General features: G+C 67.3%; 16 protein-coding genes. 5 read left to right on the plus strand and 11 right to left on the minus strand.

What is annotated here, in order from left to right; all coding sequences use genetic code 11:
• Positions 1-316: 316 nt before the first annotated feature.
• From bpln_RS04040 to bpln_RS04060, 7 genes are all read right to left on the minus strand, one after another.
• Positions 317-1,930, minus strand: coding sequence for a T6SS phospholipase effector Tle1-like catalytic domain-containing protein (locus tag bpln_RS04040; RefSeq protein ID WP_055138144.1), 1,614 nt, complete (start codon positions 1,928-1,930; stop codon positions 317-319).
• 17 nt (positions 1,931-1,947) lie between these two features.
• Entirely contained in the window at positions 1,948-2,499 is a 552-nt protein-coding gene (locus bpln_RS33570; RefSeq protein ID WP_244132081.1) for a DUF3304 domain-containing protein, read from the minus strand.
• Positions 2,500-2,516: 17 nt separating this feature from the next.
• Positions 2,517-3,131: a DUF3304 domain-containing protein gene (locus bpln_RS33575; RefSeq protein WP_244132082.1), complete on the minus strand. Its 615-nt coding sequence runs from the start codon at positions 3,129-3,131 to the stop codon at positions 2,517-2,519.
• Positions 3,132-4,094: 963 nt separating this feature from the next.
• Positions 4,095-4,715 carry a riboflavin synthase gene (locus bpln_RS04045; protein ID WP_055138145.1) on the minus strand — a complete coding sequence of 207 codons (621 nt, stop codon included), beginning with the start codon at positions 4,713-4,715 and terminating at the stop codon, positions 4,095-4,097.
• A gap of 26 nt (positions 4,716-4,741) precedes the next feature.
• The gene (gene ribD / locus bpln_RS04050; protein ID WP_042624088.1) at positions 4,742-5,860 is read right to left on the minus strand and encodes a bifunctional diaminohydroxyphosphoribosylaminopyrimidine deaminase/5-amino-6-(5-phosphoribosylamino)uracil reductase RibD; all 1,119 of its coding nucleotides are present in this window, start codon (positions 5,858-5,860) and stop codon (positions 4,742-4,744) included.
• Between the two features lie 18 nt (positions 5,861-5,878).
• Entirely contained in the window at positions 5,879-7,171 is a 1,293-nt protein-coding gene (gene hemL, locus bpln_RS04055) for a glutamate-1-semialdehyde 2,1-aminomutase (protein ID WP_055138146.1), read from the minus strand.
• A gap of 174 nt (positions 7,172-7,345) precedes the next feature.
• Positions 7,346-7,801, minus strand: coding sequence for a hypothetical protein (locus bpln_RS04060; protein ID WP_042624090.1), 456 nt, complete (start codon positions 7,799-7,801; stop codon positions 7,346-7,348).
• A gap of 297 nt (positions 7,802-8,098) precedes the next feature.
• Here bpln_RS04060 and bpln_RS04065 point away from each other — a divergent pair, with 297 nt between their 5' ends.
• Positions 8,099-9,313, plus strand: coding sequence for a Bcr/CflA family multidrug efflux MFS transporter (locus tag bpln_RS04065; RefSeq protein ID WP_042624091.1), 1,215 nt, complete (start codon positions 8,099-8,101; stop codon positions 9,311-9,313).
• Positions 9,314-9,448: 135 nt separating this feature from the next.
• Here bpln_RS04065 and bpln_RS04070 read toward each other — a convergent pair whose 3' ends face one another.
• The 3 genes from bpln_RS04070 to zwf form a co-directional block, all read right to left on the minus strand.
• Positions 9,449-11,362 (minus strand): bifunctional transcriptional regulator/glucokinase, encoded by a 1,914-nt coding sequence (locus bpln_RS04070; RefSeq protein ID WP_042624092.1) that lies wholly within the window; start codon positions 11,360-11,362, stop codon positions 9,449-9,451.
• Positions 11,340-12,020, minus strand: a complete 681-nt coding sequence (pgl, locus tag bpln_RS04075) for a 6-phosphogluconolactonase (RefSeq protein ID WP_042624093.1) — start codon at positions 12,018-12,020, stop codon at positions 11,340-11,342. Before pgl ends, bpln_RS04070 begins: the two co-directional genes overlap by 23 nt.
• Before the next feature lie 100 nt (positions 12,021-12,120).
• The gene (gene zwf / locus bpln_RS04080) at positions 12,121-13,590 is read right to left on the minus strand and encodes a glucose-6-phosphate dehydrogenase (protein ID WP_055138147.1); all 1,470 of its coding nucleotides are present in this window, start codon (positions 13,588-13,590) and stop codon (positions 12,121-12,123) included.
• Between the two features lie 527 nt (positions 13,591-14,117).
• On the opposite strand from zwf, the gene bpln_RS04085 reads away from it, so the two are divergent.
• The 4 genes from bpln_RS04085 to bpln_RS04100 all read left to right on the plus strand — a co-directional run bounded on the left by bpln_RS04085 (position 14,118) and on the right by bpln_RS04100 (position 18,527).
• The gene (locus bpln_RS04085) at positions 14,118-15,365 is read left to right on the plus strand and encodes an ABC transporter substrate-binding protein (RefSeq protein WP_042624095.1); all 1,248 of its coding nucleotides are present in this window, start codon (positions 14,118-14,120) and stop codon (positions 15,363-15,365) included.
• Between the two features lie 142 nt (positions 15,366-15,507).
• On the plus strand, positions 15,508-16,449 hold the full coding sequence (locus tag bpln_RS04090; RefSeq protein ID WP_042624096.1) for a carbohydrate ABC transporter permease: 942 nt from the start codon (positions 15,508-15,510) through the stop codon (positions 16,447-16,449).
• The gene (locus bpln_RS04095; RefSeq protein ID WP_042624097.1) at positions 16,439-17,296 is read left to right on the plus strand and encodes a carbohydrate ABC transporter permease; all 858 of its coding nucleotides are present in this window, start codon (positions 16,439-16,441) and stop codon (positions 17,294-17,296) included. The genes bpln_RS04090 and bpln_RS04095 overlap by 11 nt, the downstream gene beginning before the upstream one ends.
• Before the next feature lie 112 nt (positions 17,297-17,408).
• Positions 17,409-18,527 carry an ABC transporter ATP-binding protein gene (locus bpln_RS04100; RefSeq protein ID WP_055138148.1) on the plus strand — a complete coding sequence of 373 codons (1,119 nt, stop codon included), beginning with the start codon at positions 17,409-17,411 and terminating at the stop codon, positions 18,525-18,527.
• A 349-nt stretch (positions 18,528-18,876) separates the two neighbouring features.
• Here the strand turns inward: bpln_RS04100 and bpln_RS04105 are convergent, their stop codons facing one another.
• Entirely contained in the window at positions 18,877-19,674 is a 798-nt protein-coding gene (locus bpln_RS04105) for a Smr/MutS family protein (protein WP_055138149.1), read from the minus strand.
• Positions 19,675-19,840 lie beyond the last annotated feature (166 nt).

Below are 19,840 nucleotides of genomic sequence, written 5' to 3' on the forward strand. Positions count from 1 at the left end.
TTCAGCATGCGTATATTTATTGGACCACCACGCGCTGTAAAGCATTCAACCCGCAAGGTGAAAGCGCATGGAACGCATAACCGGACTGGATTGAGGATTGGCCGGAGAGCGTTAACAAATCCGCCGCATGCCGGCTTAATCCGCCCATTTCAATAAAAGTTGATCGATGAGTCAAGCGGATGAGCACTGCCTTGGTGATCATGCAAGAGGGGGGGCGGCTGAAGAACAGTCTCGCGCTCACTTGATCTTTGCCATTACCGGGCAAGCCGACGAATAAGGCAGGACGCCACGGGCGATCGTTTTGCCAACACCGGCATCAGCTCGTGACTTCCGGGCGAGTGCCAAGCCATGGCCTCGTGGCGTAGTAGCGGACCTGGTCGCAATAGACGTCACGCCGGTCGTACAAGGTACACGGCCAGGACGTAAAGTGCGCGACCGAATCATGTACGTGTTCTGCCAGCAGGCTGTCGACTGCCGGCGGCACGGCCGAGTCGATGTCCCACGCCGACAGGATCAGATCTTCATAGGCGTTGAGCTTGCGCGGCTGGGGCGGCGGCCATTCCCGATCGTTCGTAAAACTTTCGACCGGGTTGCGCAGGAAGGCGACTCGCCGAGCCAGGCGTCGCTGCTCGGCCAGCAACTGGGTCGCCTGTCGTTCGGGGCTGGGCGGCACGTCATAGGTCCACCGCGTCGGGTCGCACTCGGGATGGTCGAGGTCGGTGGCGGGTTGCACGGTCTGACAGGCTGCCGCCGAGACACCGCGCCTGCCGTACAGGCTGCCGAGCACGCGTGTGTCCTCGTGCCTGCGGGCGAGGCCGCCGCGCCATTGGAACAGCAGGCGCCGGTGCGCCCGGATCAGTGCTTCCACTTCGGGGTTTGCTGAGGGGAGGTTGGACATGTAGTCCTGGTAAAGGGTGACCACTGGTTCGTCGTCGGGAAGCGTGAAATAGACGCGTCGGTTTGCCAGCATTCTGTTGAGCGCCAGCAACGGTACGCCGGCTTTGAGTGCCTCCGCGTACATGTGGCGCAGCGGGATCCGTGCGAGCAGGTTGCTGCGGCCCTGCTGGTCCGACGCATAGCCGCCGCCCACATCGGCATGCACGCCGGGATAGACCACCTCCTCGCAATTGGCTGGACAGGTGCGCCCCACGCGCACCGAGTCGAGCGGAAACGCCTGCCGTACCTCGTGCGCCGCCACGTAGTGCACGCAGCGCTCGACTTCGGGCGGAATCGCCAGTTCGGCCGCCCAGCCCAGATGCAGGCCCGGGCCACCCACCGACGCCACCGTGTCGAACAAGCCCATGAACGTGATGCGCAGCGGGATGCGCTGCAGGCCCTTGTCCAGCCAGCACCGCTGGCCGTCCTTGTCGACGCAGTGCGAAAGCAGTTTCCGCACGAACACACGGGCTTCGGTCGCGCCGCGCGAGAAACCGAACACCGCCACGCTGATGAACGGCATGTGCCGTCGCGCGCCCTCGCTCCAATCCTCGCCGAGGATCATGGCGAATTCGGCGAGGGCCGCGTCGATACGCGTCCGCCCTCCGAGGCCGAAGCCCAGGCCAATCACGCCGCCCGGATCGTCACGCAGCAGTTCTGCGGCGTAGCCGGGCACACGCCGGGGAATCTTGAATGGTGTGCCGACGCCGGAGATGTAGGTTGGCGTGGCGCCTTGCGAGTGGTCACGAATTGCCGCGAGATAGAGCTTGGCCACGTTCGACAGCGCCTGTTCGTGCTCCGGCTTCCGCAGTTCCTGATACATGTTGTTGCCGGTGCCGTCGAAGAAGAAGCTGAGTTTCGGGTAGAGACGGCATTGGAAGCGAGCTTTGGGATTGACGGAACATTCGGCAGCGAACCGCCGGTTTATCCCGCGCATGGCCGCGCGGCCCAACTCGGCATCGCTTATGGGTGCATCGGCCTGACGTGTGGTCATGTTCGATTCCTTGGAAGTTATTTGGTGGCGCAGCGTGTTCGGCTGGTGGCGAATGCGAGTTCGGCCGTATCGCGGTCGCGCAAGATGAAGCACAGGTAGCGGTCGTTCTTCGCGGGGCCGCCTGATGGGAAATGCACGATCAACGAGTGGGGTTCGGTTGGCGGTATAACCTTTGTGTTCGGATTGAACATCGTGTCCCACTCCCAGTGGACCGTGACCGGTTTGCTCCAGTCTTCGGGACTGGGGTAACAGCAAGCCGCAGCGCTTCCGTCTTCGTGTGGATAGGCGTCCCCCATTCCGTATCGATTCACCGCTAGATTGATGGCCCCTCGGTCCGTGTGATTGACTGGGACCATCCACAAGGGGTGCTCGCTGGCGAGAGGATCATCGGGCGGTAACGAATCGCTCGCGCAAGCAGACAGGGCGAATAGCGAGCATGCGGCAAGGGCTGAGGTACGAAGCGCCATGGATAGTGAGCGGATGAATTTATTGCGCTGGTTCGTCCCATAAGCAGCGATGCAATCCAATTCGGAATTGCTCATGGATGCATCGGCTTGACGTGTGGTCATGTTGGATTCCTTGGAAGTTATTTGGCGACGCAACGTGAGGCGGCGCGTGAGAACGCGAGTTCGGCCGTATCACGGTCGCGCAGGATCAAGCACAGGTAACGGTCATTCTTCGCGGGGCCGCCCGGCGGGAAATGCACGACCATCGAATGGGGTTCGGTTGGCGGTATAACCTTTGCCTTCGGATCGAACATCGTGTCCCACTCCCAGTGGACCGTGACCGGTTTGCTCCAGTCCTTGGGGCTGGGATAACAGCAGGCCGCTGCACCTCCGCCGCTGTGTGGATAGACATCTCCCATTCCGTATCGACCTACTGCCAGATTGATGGCCCCACGGTCCGTGTGATTGACCTGGACCATCCACAAGGGATGCTCGCTGGCGAGAGGATCATCGGGTGGTAGCGAACTGTCCGCGCATGCAGGCAGGACGAGTAGAGCGCATGCGGCAAGGACGGTGGCAAGAAGCGGGACAAATCGCGAGCGAACTGCTTTATCGCGAGGACGCGTCCCATAAGCAGCGGTGCAATGCAACTCGGCGCCACTAACGTATGCAGTGGCCGGACGTGGAGTCATGTTCGATTCCTTCGAGGGTATTTCGTGGCGCAGCGTGTCCTTCTGTTTTTCAACGTCGAGCATTGCAAAGTGCTCCTTTCAGGCGAAAGTCGCAAAGACATCGGCCTATTGCTAATACATCAGCTGGCTCTGCCACGTCAGCGAGACGAATCGACGCGCCAGTTGGGGGGCTGTTTCGAAACGGCCATCAGACCAAATGGCGCAACGTATCGGACGAATGTCTGGCGCAAATGATCGGGGCACGCCATCGCGAATACATCCCGATTGCGCGGTCTAGTGGAGAAAATCGAATTTGACGATTATTTGAAAATTGCCAACCAGACCTGCTTGTCCGACGAGTTCAAACGGCATGTTGAATTCTCGTAAAATTCGACAAGACAGGACTGAATATCGATAACTAACCAGTGGTGAACGACGAGGTAGGATTTCAGCGACGCGGAATTCCGGCTTGAATTGCCTTGCTACTGCGAGATCGTGGGCTTGCTCAAGGATGGCAAGCGCTTCGAGAAGGATCTGCGTGACGGACTGAAAGCGGCGCTCAACGAAGCCGATGTGAATTCCCCGGCAAACGACCGTTAGAGCGTGTCATGCACTTTCAAAAATACTGAACGGCGCGAGCGGGCATCAACGAGACAGAGACGACGAAGTGCAGGCCAGCCAGAGTTTCAGGCAGACGCTCGGCTAGTCGGGGGGAGGTCACGCGCCTTGCGAGCGCTGTTCAGGCGATAGCACGGTCGAGGTTCGCTGGAGCTTGACCTGGACTGCACCTGGTTGAAGCGCGACACGCGCGCCGGGCTCGACGATCTGGGCGACATAGAAGCAAGCCACCGAATTGGCGTCGGTACGGCTGCGGAATATTGATGTTCGAGTCTGGTGCGGGGGCGGCGGCAGCCCTGAGGTGGCTGCCGCGTATATGTTCATGGATTGCCGTGAACCATGACTTCGTCGACGGCACTCAACGAACCGCTTTCAACGCAACGATTGAAGGCGGGATGCAACGGCGTTCACCACGAACACCGATGAGTGTCACGCAGGCGAAGCCGTCGACAGCATCCGCTCCACGTACCGCGCGATCATGTCGATCTCGAGATTGACCTTCACCCCCGGCTTCACATGGCGCAGCGTCGTCACCTGCACCGTGTGCGGAATCAGGTTGATCGAGAATTCGCAGCCGTCCGCGAGATCGCTGACCGCGTTCACCGTCAGGCTCACGCCGTTTACCGTGATCGAGCCTTTATAGGCGAGATACTTGCCGAGTTCCTTCGGCGCCAGCACGCGCAGTTCATACGACTCGCCCACCGGCGCGAAATGCGTGACCGTGCCGAGCCCGTCCACGTGGCCCGACACGATGTGCCCGCCGAGCCGGTCGTGCGCGCGCAGCGCCTTTTCCAGGTTCACGTCGCCGGGCTCGGTCAGCCCCGCGGTCTTGCTCAGGCTCTCGCGCGACACGTCGACCGTGAACGTCTGCGCGGTCTTCCCGATCGCCGTCATGCAGGCGCCCTGGATCGCGATGCTGTCGCCGAGCGCGACGTCGTCGAGATCGAGGCCGCCCCCATGTACGACGAGGCGCACGCCGGCATCGGCGTCGGTGCCGAGCGGTTCGATGGTTTCAATGCGGCCGACAGCCGCGACGATTCCGGTAAACATCGTGTGAATTCCGTGGACGAGAAGAGTCAGGGTGCCGGCGCGCCGACCAGCCGCGCGAGCACGCGCAGGTCGTCGCCGATCCGGTCGATCGAGTGGTACTGCAACACCGTGCGCTGGGCCAGCGTGGGCGGCGTCGCGATGTTGAACATGCCGGCCGCCTCGGGGCCGAGCAGGGTGGGCGCGAGATAGACGAGCAACTCGTCCACGCAGCCCTCGCGCAGCAGCGAGCCGTTCAGCTTGTGTCCGGCCTCCACGTGCAGTTCGTTGATGCCGCGCTTGCCGAGCACGGCGAGCATGGCGGCCAGGTCGACCTTGCCGTTCGCGTCGGCGAGCGGGATCACCTCGGCGCCGCGATCGCGCAGCGCGGCGGCGCGCGCCTCGCTGACGGCGTCGAGCTTGCCGCAGAACACGAGGATCGGCGCGCCGGCCAGGAGCTTCGCGTCGAGCGGCAGGTCGAGGCGGCTGTCGATCAGCACGCGCAGCGGCTGGCGCGGCGTGTCGATGTCGCGCACGGTCAACTGCGGATCGTCCTCGAGTACGGTGCCGATGCCGGTCAGGATCGCGCAGGCGCGCGCGCGCCACGCGTGGCCGTCGCGGCGCGCGGCCTCGCCGGTGATCCACTGGCTCTCGCCGGTGGGCAGCGCGGAGCGGCCGTCGAGCGAGGCGGCGATCTTCATGCGCAGCCACGGGCGGCCGCGCGTCATGCGCGAGACGAAGCCGATGTTCATCTCGCGCGCTTCCTGCGCGAGCAGCCCGCAGCGCACCTCGATGCCGGCGTCGCGCAGCATCGCTAGACCGCGCCCGGAGACGACCGGATTCGGATCTTCCATCGCGGCGATCACCTTGGCCACGCGCGCGTCGATCAGCCCCTGCGCGCACGGCGGCGTGCGGCCGAAGTGGCTGCACGGCTCGAGCGTGACGTAGACGGTCGCGCCGCGCAGGTCGTGGCCGCGTGAGCGCGCGTCCTTCATCGCCTGCACCTCGGCGTGGTCCTGCCCGGCCGGTTGCGTGTAACCCTCGCCGATCACGACGTCGTCCTTGACGATCACGCAGCCGACCCGCGGATTCGGCGTGGTCGTGTACATCCCGCGCGACGACAGGTCGAGCGCGCGTTGCATGTGCGCGAAATCAGTATCCGAGAACATCCGGTTCTCCGTGGGTAATCAGGCGTCGGGCGCGGCAAGCGCGGCGAACGCGCGGCGCGCGGCGGCGAGCGTCGCGTCGATCACGGCGTCGTCGTGGGTGCTGGAGACGAACCCGGCCTCGTACGCGGACGGCGCGAAGTAGACGCCCTCGTCGAGCATCAGGTGGAAGAAGCGATTGAAGCGCGCGATGTCGCTCCTGGTCACGTCGGCGAAGCTGGTCGGCACGGCCTCGGTGAAGTAGAGGCCGAACATCGCGCCGATCGCGTCGGCGCTGAACGCGATGCCAGCCGCGCGCGCCTCGGCGGCGAGGCCGTCGGCGAGGCGTCGGGTCTGCGCGGTGAGCGCGTCGTAGAAGCCGGGCGCCTGGATCAGCCGCAGCGTCTTCAGGCCCGCGGCCACGGCGATCGGGTTGCCCGACAGCGTGCCGGCCTGGTAGACGCCGCCGAGCGGCGCGAGCTGGCCCATGATGTCGCGCCGTCCGCCGAACGCGGCGGCCGGCATGCCGCCGCCGATCACCTTGCCGAGGCAGGTCAGGTCGGCCTGGATGCCGTAGTGCTGCTGGGCGCCGCCGAGCGCGACGCGAAAGCCGCACATCACCTCGTCGAAGATCAGCACGGCGCCGTGCTTCGTGCAGAGCGCGCGCAGCGCGTTCAGGAATTCGGGGGTGCCGCGCACCAGGTTCATGTTGCCGGCCACCGGCTCGACGATCACGGCGGCGATCTCGTCGCCGAACGCGCCGAACGCTTCCTCGAGCGCGGCCACGTTGTTGTATTCGAGCACGGTGGTGTGCCTGGCGATGTCGGCCGGCACGCCGGCCGAGGTCGGGTTGCCGAACGTCAGCAGGCCGGAGCCGGCCTTCACGAGCAGGCTGTCGGCGTGGCCGTGATAGCAGCCCTCGAACTTCACGATCCGGCTGCGGCCGGTGAAGCCGCGCGCGAGGCGCAGCGCGCTCATGGTGGCCTCGGTGCCGCTCGACACCATCCGCACCTGCTCGATCGACGGCACCAGCTTGCAGATTTCCTCGGCGATCTCGATCTCGGCCTCGGTGGGCGCGCCGAACGAGAAGCCGTCGGCGAGCACGGCCTGCACGGCGGCCAGCACTTCCGGATGGACGTGGCCGAGGATCATCGGCCCCCACGAGCCGATGTAGTCGATGTAGCGCTGGCCGTCGGCGTCCCAGAAGTAGGGGCCTTGGGCGCGCGAGACGAAGCGCGGTGTGCCGCCGACCGAGCGGAAGGCGCGCACGGGCGAGTTGACGCCGCCAGGAATGGTCCGCTGGGCGCGTTCGAAGAGCGTTTGGTTGTTCGACATGGATAAGGGCCTGCGATGAGAGGCGACGGCCGGGCGGGGCGCGACGACCGCCGCGCTGTCCCGGCCGCGAACGCACGAAACCGTGCGAAACACGATGGGCAGATTGTACCGAAGTGTGACGCGGCGGGTCGCCGGGAGGCCGCCGCGCGGCGGCTCGCGGGCGGGTTGAGCCCGTTACAGCGGCGGCGGCTTGCGCCGGCCGGTCAGCTCGGCCCAGCGCTTTTCCAGCGCGCCCTCGGCCATCGGCTTGATCGAGGTGCCGGAGGTCTGCGCGTCCCAGGTCTGCACCGAGAACGGGTGGACGCGCAGCGCGTCGCGCGCGATCACGGTCTCGGCGTGGGCATCGACGAGCCAGTCGTAGACGAAGTCGATGCAGAGCCGGTAGCCGCGCTTGGTGCCGGCGTCGGGTACCTCGTAGGGCGCGCGCGTGACGTAGCCGGAGCCGAACACGCCCTTCGGTTCCTGCGCGACACGGTGCAGGAACACGCGGTCGCCGGGCAGGATGCTGCGCGAGAAACCGCAGCCCCAGACGTCGCGCACGGCCTCGCCGGCGCGCACGCGCGCGGCCAGTTCGGGCAACTCGGGCCACGGCCATTTCTTGGGGCTCCAGATCAGCAGGAAGGCGGTCATCTCGGTCGGATCAACGGGGGAATCGGGCGGATCGGGGGAGCACGCCCCGGGAGGAACGCTCCCCCCGCGAGCTTACCCGATCGTTTTCGGCGCCGCCTTGACGCCCGCGCACCCGGTCACTCGCCCCGCTGGCGGCCCGACGAACGATTCCGGACAAGCGCGTACAATTGTCGCCTTGCGGCGGCCGTCCGGCTGCCCGTCCCGCCCGAGCCGGGCCGCGCCGAATCGAGTCGAATCGCCCCGCAGCGAATCGCCCCGGAACGCGCGCGAAGTCCCGGCCGCTCCCGAGAATTTCCCATGTCGAACGTGGTACGGCGCCGGCCCGACGCCCGGCTGATCCTGTTGCTTGGTGCGCTGGCCGCCTGCGGTCCGATCGGCACCGACATGTATCTGCCGAGCATGCCGTCGGTGGCCGAGAGCCTCGGCACCAGCGCGGCGGCCGTGCAATGGACGCTGACCAGCTTCATCGCGGGCTTCTCGCTCGGCATGCTGCTGTACGGCCCGCTGTCGGACGCGCTCGGACGCCGGCCGGTGCTGCTCGGCGGCATCGTGCTGTTCACGGTGGCGGGCGCGGGCTGCTTCGTCGCGCCGAGCATCGGCACGCTGATCGTGCTGCGCTTCCTGCAGGCGCTCGGCGCGGGCGCCGCCTCGGTGCTGTCGCGGGCCATCGCGCGCGACGCGCACGAGCCGGCCGACGCGGCGCGCGTGCTGTCGATGGTGGCGATCGTCACCTCGGTCGGGCCGCTGGTCGCGCCGCTGGTGGGCGGCCAGATCCTGCGCTTCGCGGGCTGGCGCACGGTGTTCGTGGTGCTGGCGCTGTTCGGCCTCGGCTGCGCGATCGCCGCGTTCCTGAAGGTGCCGGAGACCTGGCCGAAGGCGCGACGCCATTCCTCGGCGATCCTCACTTCGTTCGCGGCCTACGGGCGCATCCTCGGCGACCCGGTGGCCTGGGGGCACATGCTGTGCGGCGGGATGGCGTTCGCCTCGATGATCACCTACATCACCGCCACGCCGTTCGTCTACATCCAATACTTCCACGTCTCGGCGCAGCACTACGGCCTGCTGTTCGGCCTGAACATCATCGGCATCATCACCGGCAACTTCATCAACACGCGCGTGGTCGGCCGGCTCGGCTCGCTGCGGCTGATCTCGGCGGCCTCGCTGGTGAGCTGCATCGCCTCGCTGGCGGTGGCGTTCTTCGCGCTGACGGGGATCGGCGGGCTTTGGTCGATCGTCGCGGGGCTGTTCTTCGTGGTCGGCGTGATCGGGCTGCTCTCGGCCAACTGCTCGACCGACCTGATGCACCGCTATCCGCACAACGCGGGCGCGGCGGCGGCCGTGTTCGGCGCGATGCAGCTCGGGCTCGGCGCGGTCGCGAGCGCGGTGGTCGGGCTGCTCGCCGACGGCACGCCGTTCGGGATGGGCGTGACGATCGCGATCACGGGCGCGCTCTGCTTCGTCGGGCGGCGGCTCGTGATCCGCTGGCACGGTCGGCCGGTGCGCGGCGACTGAGCCCGGCGGGTCGGGCGCCCGACGCGGCGCCGGCGGTCGCGGCAACGCGCGGGAGCAAAAGAAAAAGGCCGGCACCCGAGGGGGCCGGCCTTTTTTCCTCGGCGACGGACGCTCGCGCGCTCGCCGGGCGAGCGCTCAGTCGCGCGCGGCCGGCGCCGCGCCGTGGCTGAGCCAGTCGAGCACGTCGGCCGATTCGTCGTCGCCCGCGCGCGAGCGCGCCTGCGCGACGGCCTCGTTGATCTCGGCGTTCGGCGAGGCGCGCCGGATCGCGACGCCCACCGCGAGGATGTCGATCATCACCAGATGCAGGATGCGCGAGATCATCGACAGCTGCGACTCGCGCATCTCGATGTGGTCGGTCTCCAGCGCCACCGTCGCGCGCTTGGCGAGCGGCGTGTTGCTGGAGGTGATCGCGATCACCTTGGCGCCGGCCTGCATCGCCACGTCGAGCACGCGCAGCAGCTCGGGCGCGCGGCCCGACTTCGAGACGGCCACGATCACGTCGCCCTTGCCGAGCAGCGCGGCCGAGGCCGCCTGCATGTAGAGGTCGCCGTAGGCGATGGTCGGAATCCCGAAGCGGAAAAACTTGTAGTGCGCGTCCTGCGCGACGATGTTCGAGTTGCCGAGCCCGTAGAACTCGATGCGCCGCGCGCCGTTCAGGATCTCGATGGCCTGCTCGACGTGCTCGAAGTTCAGGTGCTCGCGCAGCTGCAGGATCGCCGAGACCGTGTTGTCGAGCACCTTCGCGCCGAAGTCGGTGGCCGTGTCGCCGAGATGCACCTGGCTGTGGCTCATCGGGATCGTGCCGGTCAGGCCGGTGGCGAGCTTGAGCTTGAAGTCCGACAGCCCCTGGCAGCCGAGCGAGCGGCAGAAGCGGATCACGGTGGGCTGGCTCACGTCGGCCTTGCGCGCGATGTCGACGATCGGATCGTTGATGATCGAGCGCGGATGGTTCAGCGCGAGGTCGGCCACGCGGCGCTCGGCCGGCGTGAGCGCGTCGCGCATCTGGCGGATCCGCTCGAACACGGCCGACGAGGCGCCGCCGGTGCGGTTCGACAACTGCTCGGCGAGGATCGCCGAGACGCCGAGGAACGCCGGGTAATCGGCCGTGATCAGGTAGGTCGGCACGTTCGCGAGGTAGTCGGAGAAGCGCCCCTTCGATTCGAAGCGCTCGCGAAAGCGTGACTTCAGGAACAGCTCGCCGAGCTTGAGCACCACGCCGCCGCCCACGTAGACGCCGCCGAGCGAGCCGAGCGTGACGGCGAGGTTGCCGGCGAAGGTGCCGAGGATCGCGCAGAACACGTCCACCGCCTCGAGCGCGAGCGCGTCGCCCGCGTGGGCGCGCTCTACCACCTCGGGCGTGCCGAAGCCGGCCGCCACGCGTTTCTTGTCGCGTCCGGCCAGCGCGCGGTAAACGAGTTCGATGCCCGGCCCGGCGCAGACGCGCTCGAACGAGACGTGCGGAAACTTCTTGCGCGCGTACTGCATGACCAGGTCCTCGCGCTCGTCCATCGGCGCGAAGGTGGCGTGGCCGCCCTCGCTGCCGAGCGCGATCCAGCGGTCGTCGGCCGGGATCAGCCCCGACACGCCGAGCCCGGTGCCCGGCCCCATCAGGCCGATCACGCTGTTCTGGCGGCGCGTGCCGCCGCCCACCTGCTGACGCTGCGCGTCGGTCAGGCCCGGCAGCGCCATCGCGAGCGCGGTGAAATCGTTGACGACCAGCAGCGTGTCGAAGCCGAGCGCGCGGCGCGTGGCCTCGATCGAGAAGCTCCAGTCGTGATTGGTCATGCGCACCTGGTCGCCGTCGACCGGGTTCGCGATCGCGATCGCCGCGTGGTTGACGCGGCCGATCTTGACGTCCTTCAGATACTTGCGGATCGCGTCGGTCAGCGTCGGGTAGTCGGCGCCGGGGTACACGCGGATCTGCGTGATCTCGCCGGGACCGACCTCGAGCGCGAAGCGCGCGTTCGTGCCGCCGACGTCGGCCAAAAGGCGCGGGCCGTCGGCGTGCTGGCCGGCTGCCGGTTTAGTTTGCGCACCAGTAGACATCGAGCTTCGTCCCCTTGTCGTTGGCCAGTTGGGAAATCGCGTTGCGCTGCGGCGCCGCGGCGGCGGCCTCCAGCACCTCGCGCTTGCGGGCGCCCGCGATCAGCAGGAACAGGCGCTCGACGCGGCGCAGCGCGTCGAGCGACAGGCTCACGCGCGGGTGGGGCGCGGCGCCCGGATGCACGGCGACGTAGCGCGCCGGCGTGCTGGTCGCCAGCTCCCATTCGGGCGCGTCGGCGAAGATCGACGCGGTGTGGCCGTCCTCGCCCATGCCGAGCACGACCACGTCGGGCTGCCGGTAGTCGGGATCGGCGTTCAGCACCGAGACTTGGGCGGCGAGCGTGGCGGAGACGTCGACGAGCGGCAGGAAGCGTGCTTGCGCCGCTTCGTTGCGCAGCAGCGTGTCGCGCACCAGCTGCGCGTTGCTCGCGGCGTCGGTGGCCGGCACCCAGCGATCGTCGACCAGCGTGACGTCGATCCTCGCCCAGTCGAGCGCGAGGGTGGACAGCGTTTGCAGGAACGGACGCGGGCTGGTGCCGCCGGAGACGGCGAGCGTCGCGCGCGCCTGCCCGGCGAGCGACGCTTGCAGCGCCGCGCCGACCGCCTGCGCGAGCGCCTCGCACTGTTGGTGCGGGCTTTCGAATGGGTGAAGCTCGATCACTTCTCCTCCAGGCTGCTTTTATTGATTTCGGGTGTCATGCATTGCCGATGACGCGGCGTGGCCGAGCGGCCGCGAGCCGCCGCGCGCATCGAGATGTCGGTCAATTCTCTTCTTCCAGCCAGCAGGTGCCGTGCTGCGCGAGCATCGCGCTCGCGGCGGCCGGCCCCCAGGTGCCCGATGCGTAGGGCTTCGGCGGCTTCAGCGATTTCTGCCATTCGCTCTGGATCGGTTCGACCCAGCGCCAGGCGGCTTCCTGCTCGTCGCGGCGCACGAACAGCGCGAGGCGCCCGTTGATGACGTCGAGCAGCAAGCGCTGGTAGGCCTCCATCTGGCCTTCCTTGAAGAACTGGTCGAACGCGAGGTCGAGATGCACGCTTGCGAGGTTCATGCCCTCGCCGGGCTGCTTGGCGAGGCAGTAGAGGCGGATCGTCTCGTTCGGCTGCAGCCGGATCACCAGGCGGTTCGCGCCGGCGCGCAGCGCGGAGGCGCCGAGCGCCGAATGCGGCACGGCGCGGAAGTTGACGACGATCTCGGCGACGCGGTCGGCGAGCCGCTTGCCGGTGCGCAGGAAGAACGGCACGCCGGCCCAGCGCCAGTTCTCGATCTCGACCTTCAGCGCGACGTAGGTTTCGGTGGTGCTGTCCGGCTTCACGCCGGGCTCGGTGGCGTAGGCGGGCACCTGGGTGCCCTTGATGGTGCCGCCGTGGTACTGGCCGCGCACGGCCACCTTGCTGATGTCGCGCGGGTCGATCGGCTTGAGCGCGCGCAGCACGCGCAGCTTTTCGTCGCGCACCGAATCCGAATCCATCGAATGCGGCGGCTCCATCGCGACGATCGACAGCAGCTGCAGCAGGTGGTTCTGCACCATGTCGCGCAGCGCGCCGGTGTTGTCGTAGAAATCGCCGCGCGCTTCCACGCCGAGCTCCTCGGCGATCGTGATCTGGATGCTCTCCACCCATTCGCGGCGCCACAGCGGCTCGAACAGCGCATTGCCGAAGCGCAGCGCGAGCAGGTTCTGTACCGGCTCCTTGCCGAGATAGTGGTCGATCCGGTAGATCTGGTCCTCGGCGAAGATCTCGCCCACCGCGTCGTTGATTTCGTTCGACGAGGCGAGGTCGTAGCCGAGCGGCTTCTCGAGCACGATGCGCGCGCCTTCGCTCAAGCCCACGCCGGCCAGCGCCTTGCAGATCGGCTCGAACAGCGACGGGCCGGTGGCCAGGTAGAACACGCGCGTGCCGGGCAGCGTGCCGATCGCGTCGCGCAGCACCGTGTAGTCTTCCGGGCGGCCGAGATCGAGATGGACGTAGTCGATGCGCTCGAGGAACCGCCGCCAGGCCGCTTCGTCGAGCGCGTTGCCGGACGCTTTCCGCGCATGCGGCTTCACGTGCTCCTCGACCCAGCCGTGATAGGCGGCGCGATCCGACTCATGGCGCGCGACGGCGACGATACGTCCCGCCTCGGCGAGCATGTTGGCGCGGTGCGCCTCGAACAGCGCCGGCAGGATCTTGCGCATCGACAGGTCGCCGGTGCCGCCGAACAGAACGAAGGTGAAGCTGGAATCGGTTTGCATGTGTCTCCGCCCGGTTGGAAATGCCCCGCGCCACGGCATCAATCCGACCTCGATCCGACGGGCGCGGACCGCATGAATCGGAGCCGTAGTGCGATAAAATTTTTTTTGACACTGAATTGTAGTTTAACTACAATCCGCCGCAAGGGGTAGACCCGAACGAAGAAAAAGAAGCGCACACGATACATCGGGGAAGCGCGCTCTTCGTGCGGGGACGGTCGGTGCGGCAGCGCGCCGAGACCGAATGTTAAAGGACAATGGCGAAACGCATCATGCGCCGGTCCGCGACGGCCCCGAGGTTCGGTGTCGCGCGACGGCGGAACCGGAACCATCAAGATCGGAGGAGACAAGCCTTGAATCTCGATCCACTCAGTTCCTGAGCGCCCGCGGCCGGCAACGGCCCGACCGGTTCCGGTCGTTCGCGGCGTGTCATCCCGGTTGTTTCGTTTCGCAGGTTCCCGAGCAAGCCGGCTTTCGTGGAGTCGAAAGCCTTACGAGTTGGTTCAATCCAATCTGGAGGAGATAAGTAAATGAAAGTTCGCGCGATGATGGGCGCGCTGTGCGCCGCAGGCCTGATGATCGGCGCCGCCACGGCGCAGGCGGCCGAGGACGTGACGGTGCTGCACTGGTGGACGTCGGGTGGCGAGTCGAAGGCGGTGGGCGCGCTGAAGGACGACCTGCAGAAGCAGGGCTACGTGTGGAAGGATTTCGCGGTGGCGGGCGGCGCGGGCGCGGCGGCCATGACCGCGCTGAAGACCAAGGTGATCAGCGGCGATTCGCCGTCGGCCGCGCAGATCAAGGGGCCGCTGATCCAGGACTGGGCCGACCAGGGCGTGCTGGTCAACATCGACTCGGTCGCGGGTGACTGGAAGCAGAACCTGCCGCCGGAAATCGACAAGATCATCAAGTACAAGGGCCATTACGTGGCGGCGCCGTTCTCGGTGCATCGCGTGAACTGGCTGTACATCAACAAGGCCGCGCTCGACAAGGTCGGCGGCAAGGTGCCGACCACCTGGCCGGAATTCTTCCAGGTCGCCGACAAGCTGAAGGCCGCCGGCATCCAGCCGATCGCGATGGGCGGCCAGCCGTGGCAGGATCTGACGCTGTGGGAAGACGTGGTGCTGTCCGAAGGCGCCGACTTCTACAAGAAGGCGCTCGTCGACCTCGACCAGGCCACGCTGACCTCGCCGAAGATGCTCGACGTGTTCAACACGGTGCGCAAGATCCAGGGCTACTTCGACGCGAGCCGCAACGGCCGCGACTGGAACCTGGCCACGGCGATGGTGATCAACGGCAAGGCCGGCATGCAGTTCATGGGCGACTGGGCCAAGGGCGAGTTCGAGAACGCCGGCAAGAAGTCGGGCAAGGACTACATCTGCGCGCCGGTGCCGGGCACCGCGAAGGGCTACACGTTCAACGTGGACTCGTTCGTGTTCTTCCAGCAGAAGGGTTCGGACAAGGCCACGCCGGGCCAGCTGGCGCTCGCCAAGACGATCATGACGCCGGACTTCCAGGAGCAGTTCAGCCTGCTGAAGGGCTCGATCCCGGTGCGCCTGGGCGTGAAGATGGACAAGTTCGACGACTGCGCGAAGAAGTCCTACGCGGACGAGCAGACCGCGCTGAAGGCGGGCGGCTACGTGCCGTCGCTCGCGCACGGCATGGCGCAGGGCGATGCGACCGCCGGCGCGATCTCGGACGTCGTGACGAAGTTCATGAACTCGCAGGAAGATCCGAAGGCCGCGGTGGCAGCACTCGCCAAGGCCGCCAAGGTGAAGTAAGCGCGCAGCGGGCGGTGCCGGCGGCCTGTCCGCCGGCACCGCCCGACCCGCCGCAAACGGGCCCTCGCGGGCCCGCGCCGCACCCCGATGCCGTGCGCCTTCCTTCAAGGCGGCCGGCGCCCCGTTCCAGGAGTCGAATCAAGTGGCTGCCCCTCTCAGCGGAAACGAATCCGGTCGCGCCGACGTCGGCCGCCATGCGTCGCCGCTCTCCGCATTGGCCGATCGCTGGATCCCGAAGCTGGTGCTCGCTCCCAGCATCGCGATCGCCGTCGTGTTCATCTACGGCTTCATCGTCATCACCGGCTACCTGTCGCTGACCAAGTCGCGACTGCTGCCCAACTACACGTTCGACGGCTTCGGCCGCTATTCGGACCTGTTCGAGAACGACGTCTGGTGGACTTCCGCCGCGAATCTCGGCTGGTTCGGCATTCCGTTCATCGTGGTCTGCGTGGTGCTCGGCCTGTTCCTCGCGATCCTGCTCGACCAGAAGATCCGCAACGAGGGCGCGCTGCGCGCGGTGTTCCTGTATCCGATGGCGCTCTCGTTCATCGTCACCGGCACCGCCTGGCAGTGGATCCTGAACCCCGGCCTCGGCCTCGAGAAGGTGCTGCAGGACTGGGGCTGGACGAGCTTCTCGTTCGGCTGGCTCGACGATCCGGACAAGGCGATCTTCTGCGTCGTGATCGCGGCGGTCTGGCAGTCGACCGGCTTCGTGATGGCGCTGTTCCTGGCCGGCCTGCGCGGCGTGGACGGCGAGATCTTCAAGGCGGCCCAGGTGGACGGCGCGACGCTGCCCACCATCTACCGCAAGATCGTGATCCCGAGCATGCGCCCGGTGTTCTTCTCGGTGCTGCTGATCCTCTGCCACATCACGATCAAGACCTTCGACCTGGTCGTGGCGCTGACGGCGGGCGGCCCCGGCACCTCGTCGTCGCTGCCGGCCATGTTCATGTATACCTATTCGTTCAATCGCGGGCAGCTCGGCGTGGGCGCGGCCTCGTCGGTGATGATGCTCGCGACCGTGGTCGCGGTGCTCGTGCCGCTGATGTATATGGAATCGAGGAGCACCCGCAATGCAGCCTAAGATGACGATCAGCCGCGGCGTCATTTACGCGGTGCTGATCCTGTTCGCCCTGTACTTCCTGCTGCCGCTGTACGTGATGCTGTCGACGTCCTTCAAGGACCTCGACCAGCTGCGCACCGGCAACCTGCTCACGCCGCCGACCCACTGGACCATCGACCCGTGGCTCAAGGCCTGGGGCACGGCCTGCACCGGCGTGCGCTGCGACGGCATGAAGCCGTTCTTCTTCAATTCGCTGAAGATGGTGATCCCGGCCGTGCTGATCTCGTCGCTGATCGGCGCGTTCAACGGCTACGTGCTCACGCACTGGCGCTTTCGCGGCGCCGACGCGCTGTTCACGCTGCTGCTGGTGGGCTGCTTCATCCCGTTCCAGGTGATCCTGCTGCCGATGGCGCGCGTCGAGGGCTACTTCGGCCTCGCCAACACCACGGCCGGGCTGGTGCTGGTCCACGTGGTGTACGGCATCGCGTTCACCACCATGTTCTTCCGCAACTTCTACGTGAGCGTGCCGGCCGAGCTGGTGAAGGCCGCGCGCATCGACGGCGCGGGCTTCTTCACGATCTTCACGAAGATCCTGCTGCCGGTGTCGCTGCCGATCTTCATGGTCTGCCTGATCTGGCAGTTCACGCAGATCTGGAACGACTTCCTGTTCGGCATCGTGTTCTCCGGCGTCGATTCGATGCCGATCACGGTCGCGCTGAACAACCTCGTGAACACGTCGACGGGCGTGAAGGAATACAACGTCGACATGGCCGGCGCGATCATCGCCGCGCTGCCGACGCTGCTCGTCTACGTGATCGCCGGCCGCTACTTCGTGCGCGGGCTGACCGCGGGCGCGGTGAAGGGCTGACGGCCCGGCTTTTCCTGAACGATTTCCGAACGAACCGGCCGCGCGGGCACTCCGCGCGGCGCGCAGAACAGACGCGGCGCGCGGCGCCGCACCGAGACAGAGGATTCACAGCATGGCAAGCCTTTCCATCCGTGACGTGTACAAGACCTATCCGAACGGGGTGCCGGTCCTGAAGGGCGTCGACATCGATATCGAGGACGGCCAGTTCCTGATCCTGGTCGGCGGCTCGGGCTGCGGGAAGTCGACGCTGCTCAACATGATCGCGGGCCTGGAGACCGTCACGAAGGGCGAGATCCGGATCGGCGGCAAGGTCGTCAACGACCTCTCGCCGAAGGATCGCGACATCGCGATGGTGTTCCAGTCCTATGCGCTCTACCCGTCGATGACGGTCAAGGAGAACATCTCGTTCGGCCTGAACATCCGCAAGGTGCCGAAGCAGGAGCAGAAGCAGATCGTCGACCGCGTGGCCGCGATGCTGCAGATCGAGCACCTGCTCGACCGCAAGCCGGGCCAGCTCTCGGGCGGCCAGCGCCAGCGTGTGGCGATGGGCCGGGCGCTCGCGCGCGACCCGTCGCTGTTCCTGTTCGACGAGCCGCTGTCGAACCTCGACGCGAAACTGCGCATCGAGATGCGCGCGGAAATCAAGCTGCTGCACCAGCGCCTGGGTACCACCATCGTCTACGTGACGCACGACCAGATCGAGGCGATGACGCTCGGCGACCGCATCGCGGTGATGAAGGACGGCGTGGTGCAGCAGTTCGGCGCGCCGCAGGACATCTACGATTCGCCGTCGAACCTGTTCGTGGCCGGCTTCATCGGCGCGCCGCCGATGAACTTCATCCACGGCCGCGTGGTGGAGCAGGGCAGCGGCGTGGGTCTCGAGATCGACACGGGCGCCACGCGCGGCGTGCTGAACCTGCCGTTCGAGCGCGCCAGGATGAACGGCCACCTCGGCCGCGAGGTGATCCTCGGGCTGCGTCCGGAGCGCATCACCGACGCGCGCAACGCGCACGACGGCCAGGCCTCGGCGCTGCAGCCGCTCGACGTGATCGTCGACGTGACCGAGCCGACCGGTCCGGACACGCACGTGTTCGCGCAGGTCAACGGCAAGCGCATCGTGAGCCGCGTCCACCCGGCCGCGAACCCGCAGCCGCAGCAGCAGTTGAAGCTGCTGTTCGACGTGTCGAAGGCGGTGGCGTTCGATCCGGCCACGGAGGCGCGGATCGCGTGACGCGGTGAGCGGGGGAGGCGTGCCCGGGCGCGCCGCCGCCCGGGCACGCCGGGGTGACGACGGGCTGCCTGCGGGCGGCCCGTTGGTTTTGGGGCGGAGTGTCGAGGCGCGCGCGGCGGGAGGCGGTGGCCGTCGCGTTCAGGTTGGACCTACATGCAGGTGGTATCCAGAGGCCACCGCTGGACGGCCAGCGCGCGGCTCAGTACAGGCGCGACCGGCCGCGTCAGGGCCGTGACTGGGAGCCGGCTATCATGCCGGGCAACCGCTGGCCACGCACGGCAACGCAAGTCGGCCTGAACGGTGCCGGCGCCCGGCGAGCCATTCGCGCCCGCCCGCCGTTGCAAAACCCTCAGAGCGCCTCGCGCGGCGTACCGCGTTCGCCCGCGCCGATGGCGCCGAGCGCCGAGGCCGGCTGCAGCAGCACCAGCACCGCGCCGGCACCGCCGTCGTGGCCGCGCGCCTCGCAGAACGCGATCACTTCCTCCTTCTGTACCAGCCACGCGCGCACCTTGCCCTTCAGCACCGGCTCCTTGCCGATCGAGCCGAGCCCCTTGCCGTGGATCACGCGCAGGCAGCGCAGCCCCTTCTTGCCGGCCTCGCGGATGAACGCGGCGAGCGCCTCGCGCGCCTCGTCGCGGCGCATGCCGTGCAGGTCGAGCTGGGACTGGACGATCCAGGTGCCGCTGCGCAGCTTCCGGACCACGTCGCGGCTGATGCCGGGGCGGTGGTAATAGAGGCTTTCGTCGGAGTCGAGCAGCGTTTCCGGATCGAATTCGTCGGACAGGGTTTCGGACAGCACCGCCTCTTCGTCGCGGCGCGTCTGCTTCGGCAGCGGCTGGGGCGGCTCGCGTCGCGCCGGGGCGCGGGGCGGGGCGGCAAGCGGCGTGATCGCGCCGATCTCGTTGCGGAACAGGTTCGCGTTGGCCTCGGCCTCGCGCATATCGCGTCGGGCCTGCGCGAGCGCGCGCGCCTGCCGCTCGGCCTCGCCCTTGAGCGCGTCGCGCAGCGCGCCGAGGCCGGCCAGGCCCTGGTTTTTCAGCGTGGCGGCGGTGGCGGCCGGGGCCGGCACGATCGGCTCGGCGGGCTTGACGGGGGCGGCGGCGCGGCGCTTGGCCGGGTCGCTCGGGTGGAGATGGTTCTTCGCCATGATGGTCGACGGATCGAAGGGCGGGCCGGCCGGGGCCGGGCGCGCGCCAATGAAAAAGGCCGCTGCGCACGGCAGCGGCCTTCGGGCGAGCGCGGCGACGTCGGTGGACAGCGGACGTCGGCGAGCTGCGGGCGTGCGGTGCGCGGCGACCTCATTGTAGCGTCGC

The organism is Burkholderia plantarii (assembly GCF_001411805.1).
Classification (GTDB): domain Bacteria; phylum Pseudomonadota; class Gammaproteobacteria; order Burkholderiales; family Burkholderiaceae; genus Burkholderia; species Burkholderia plantarii.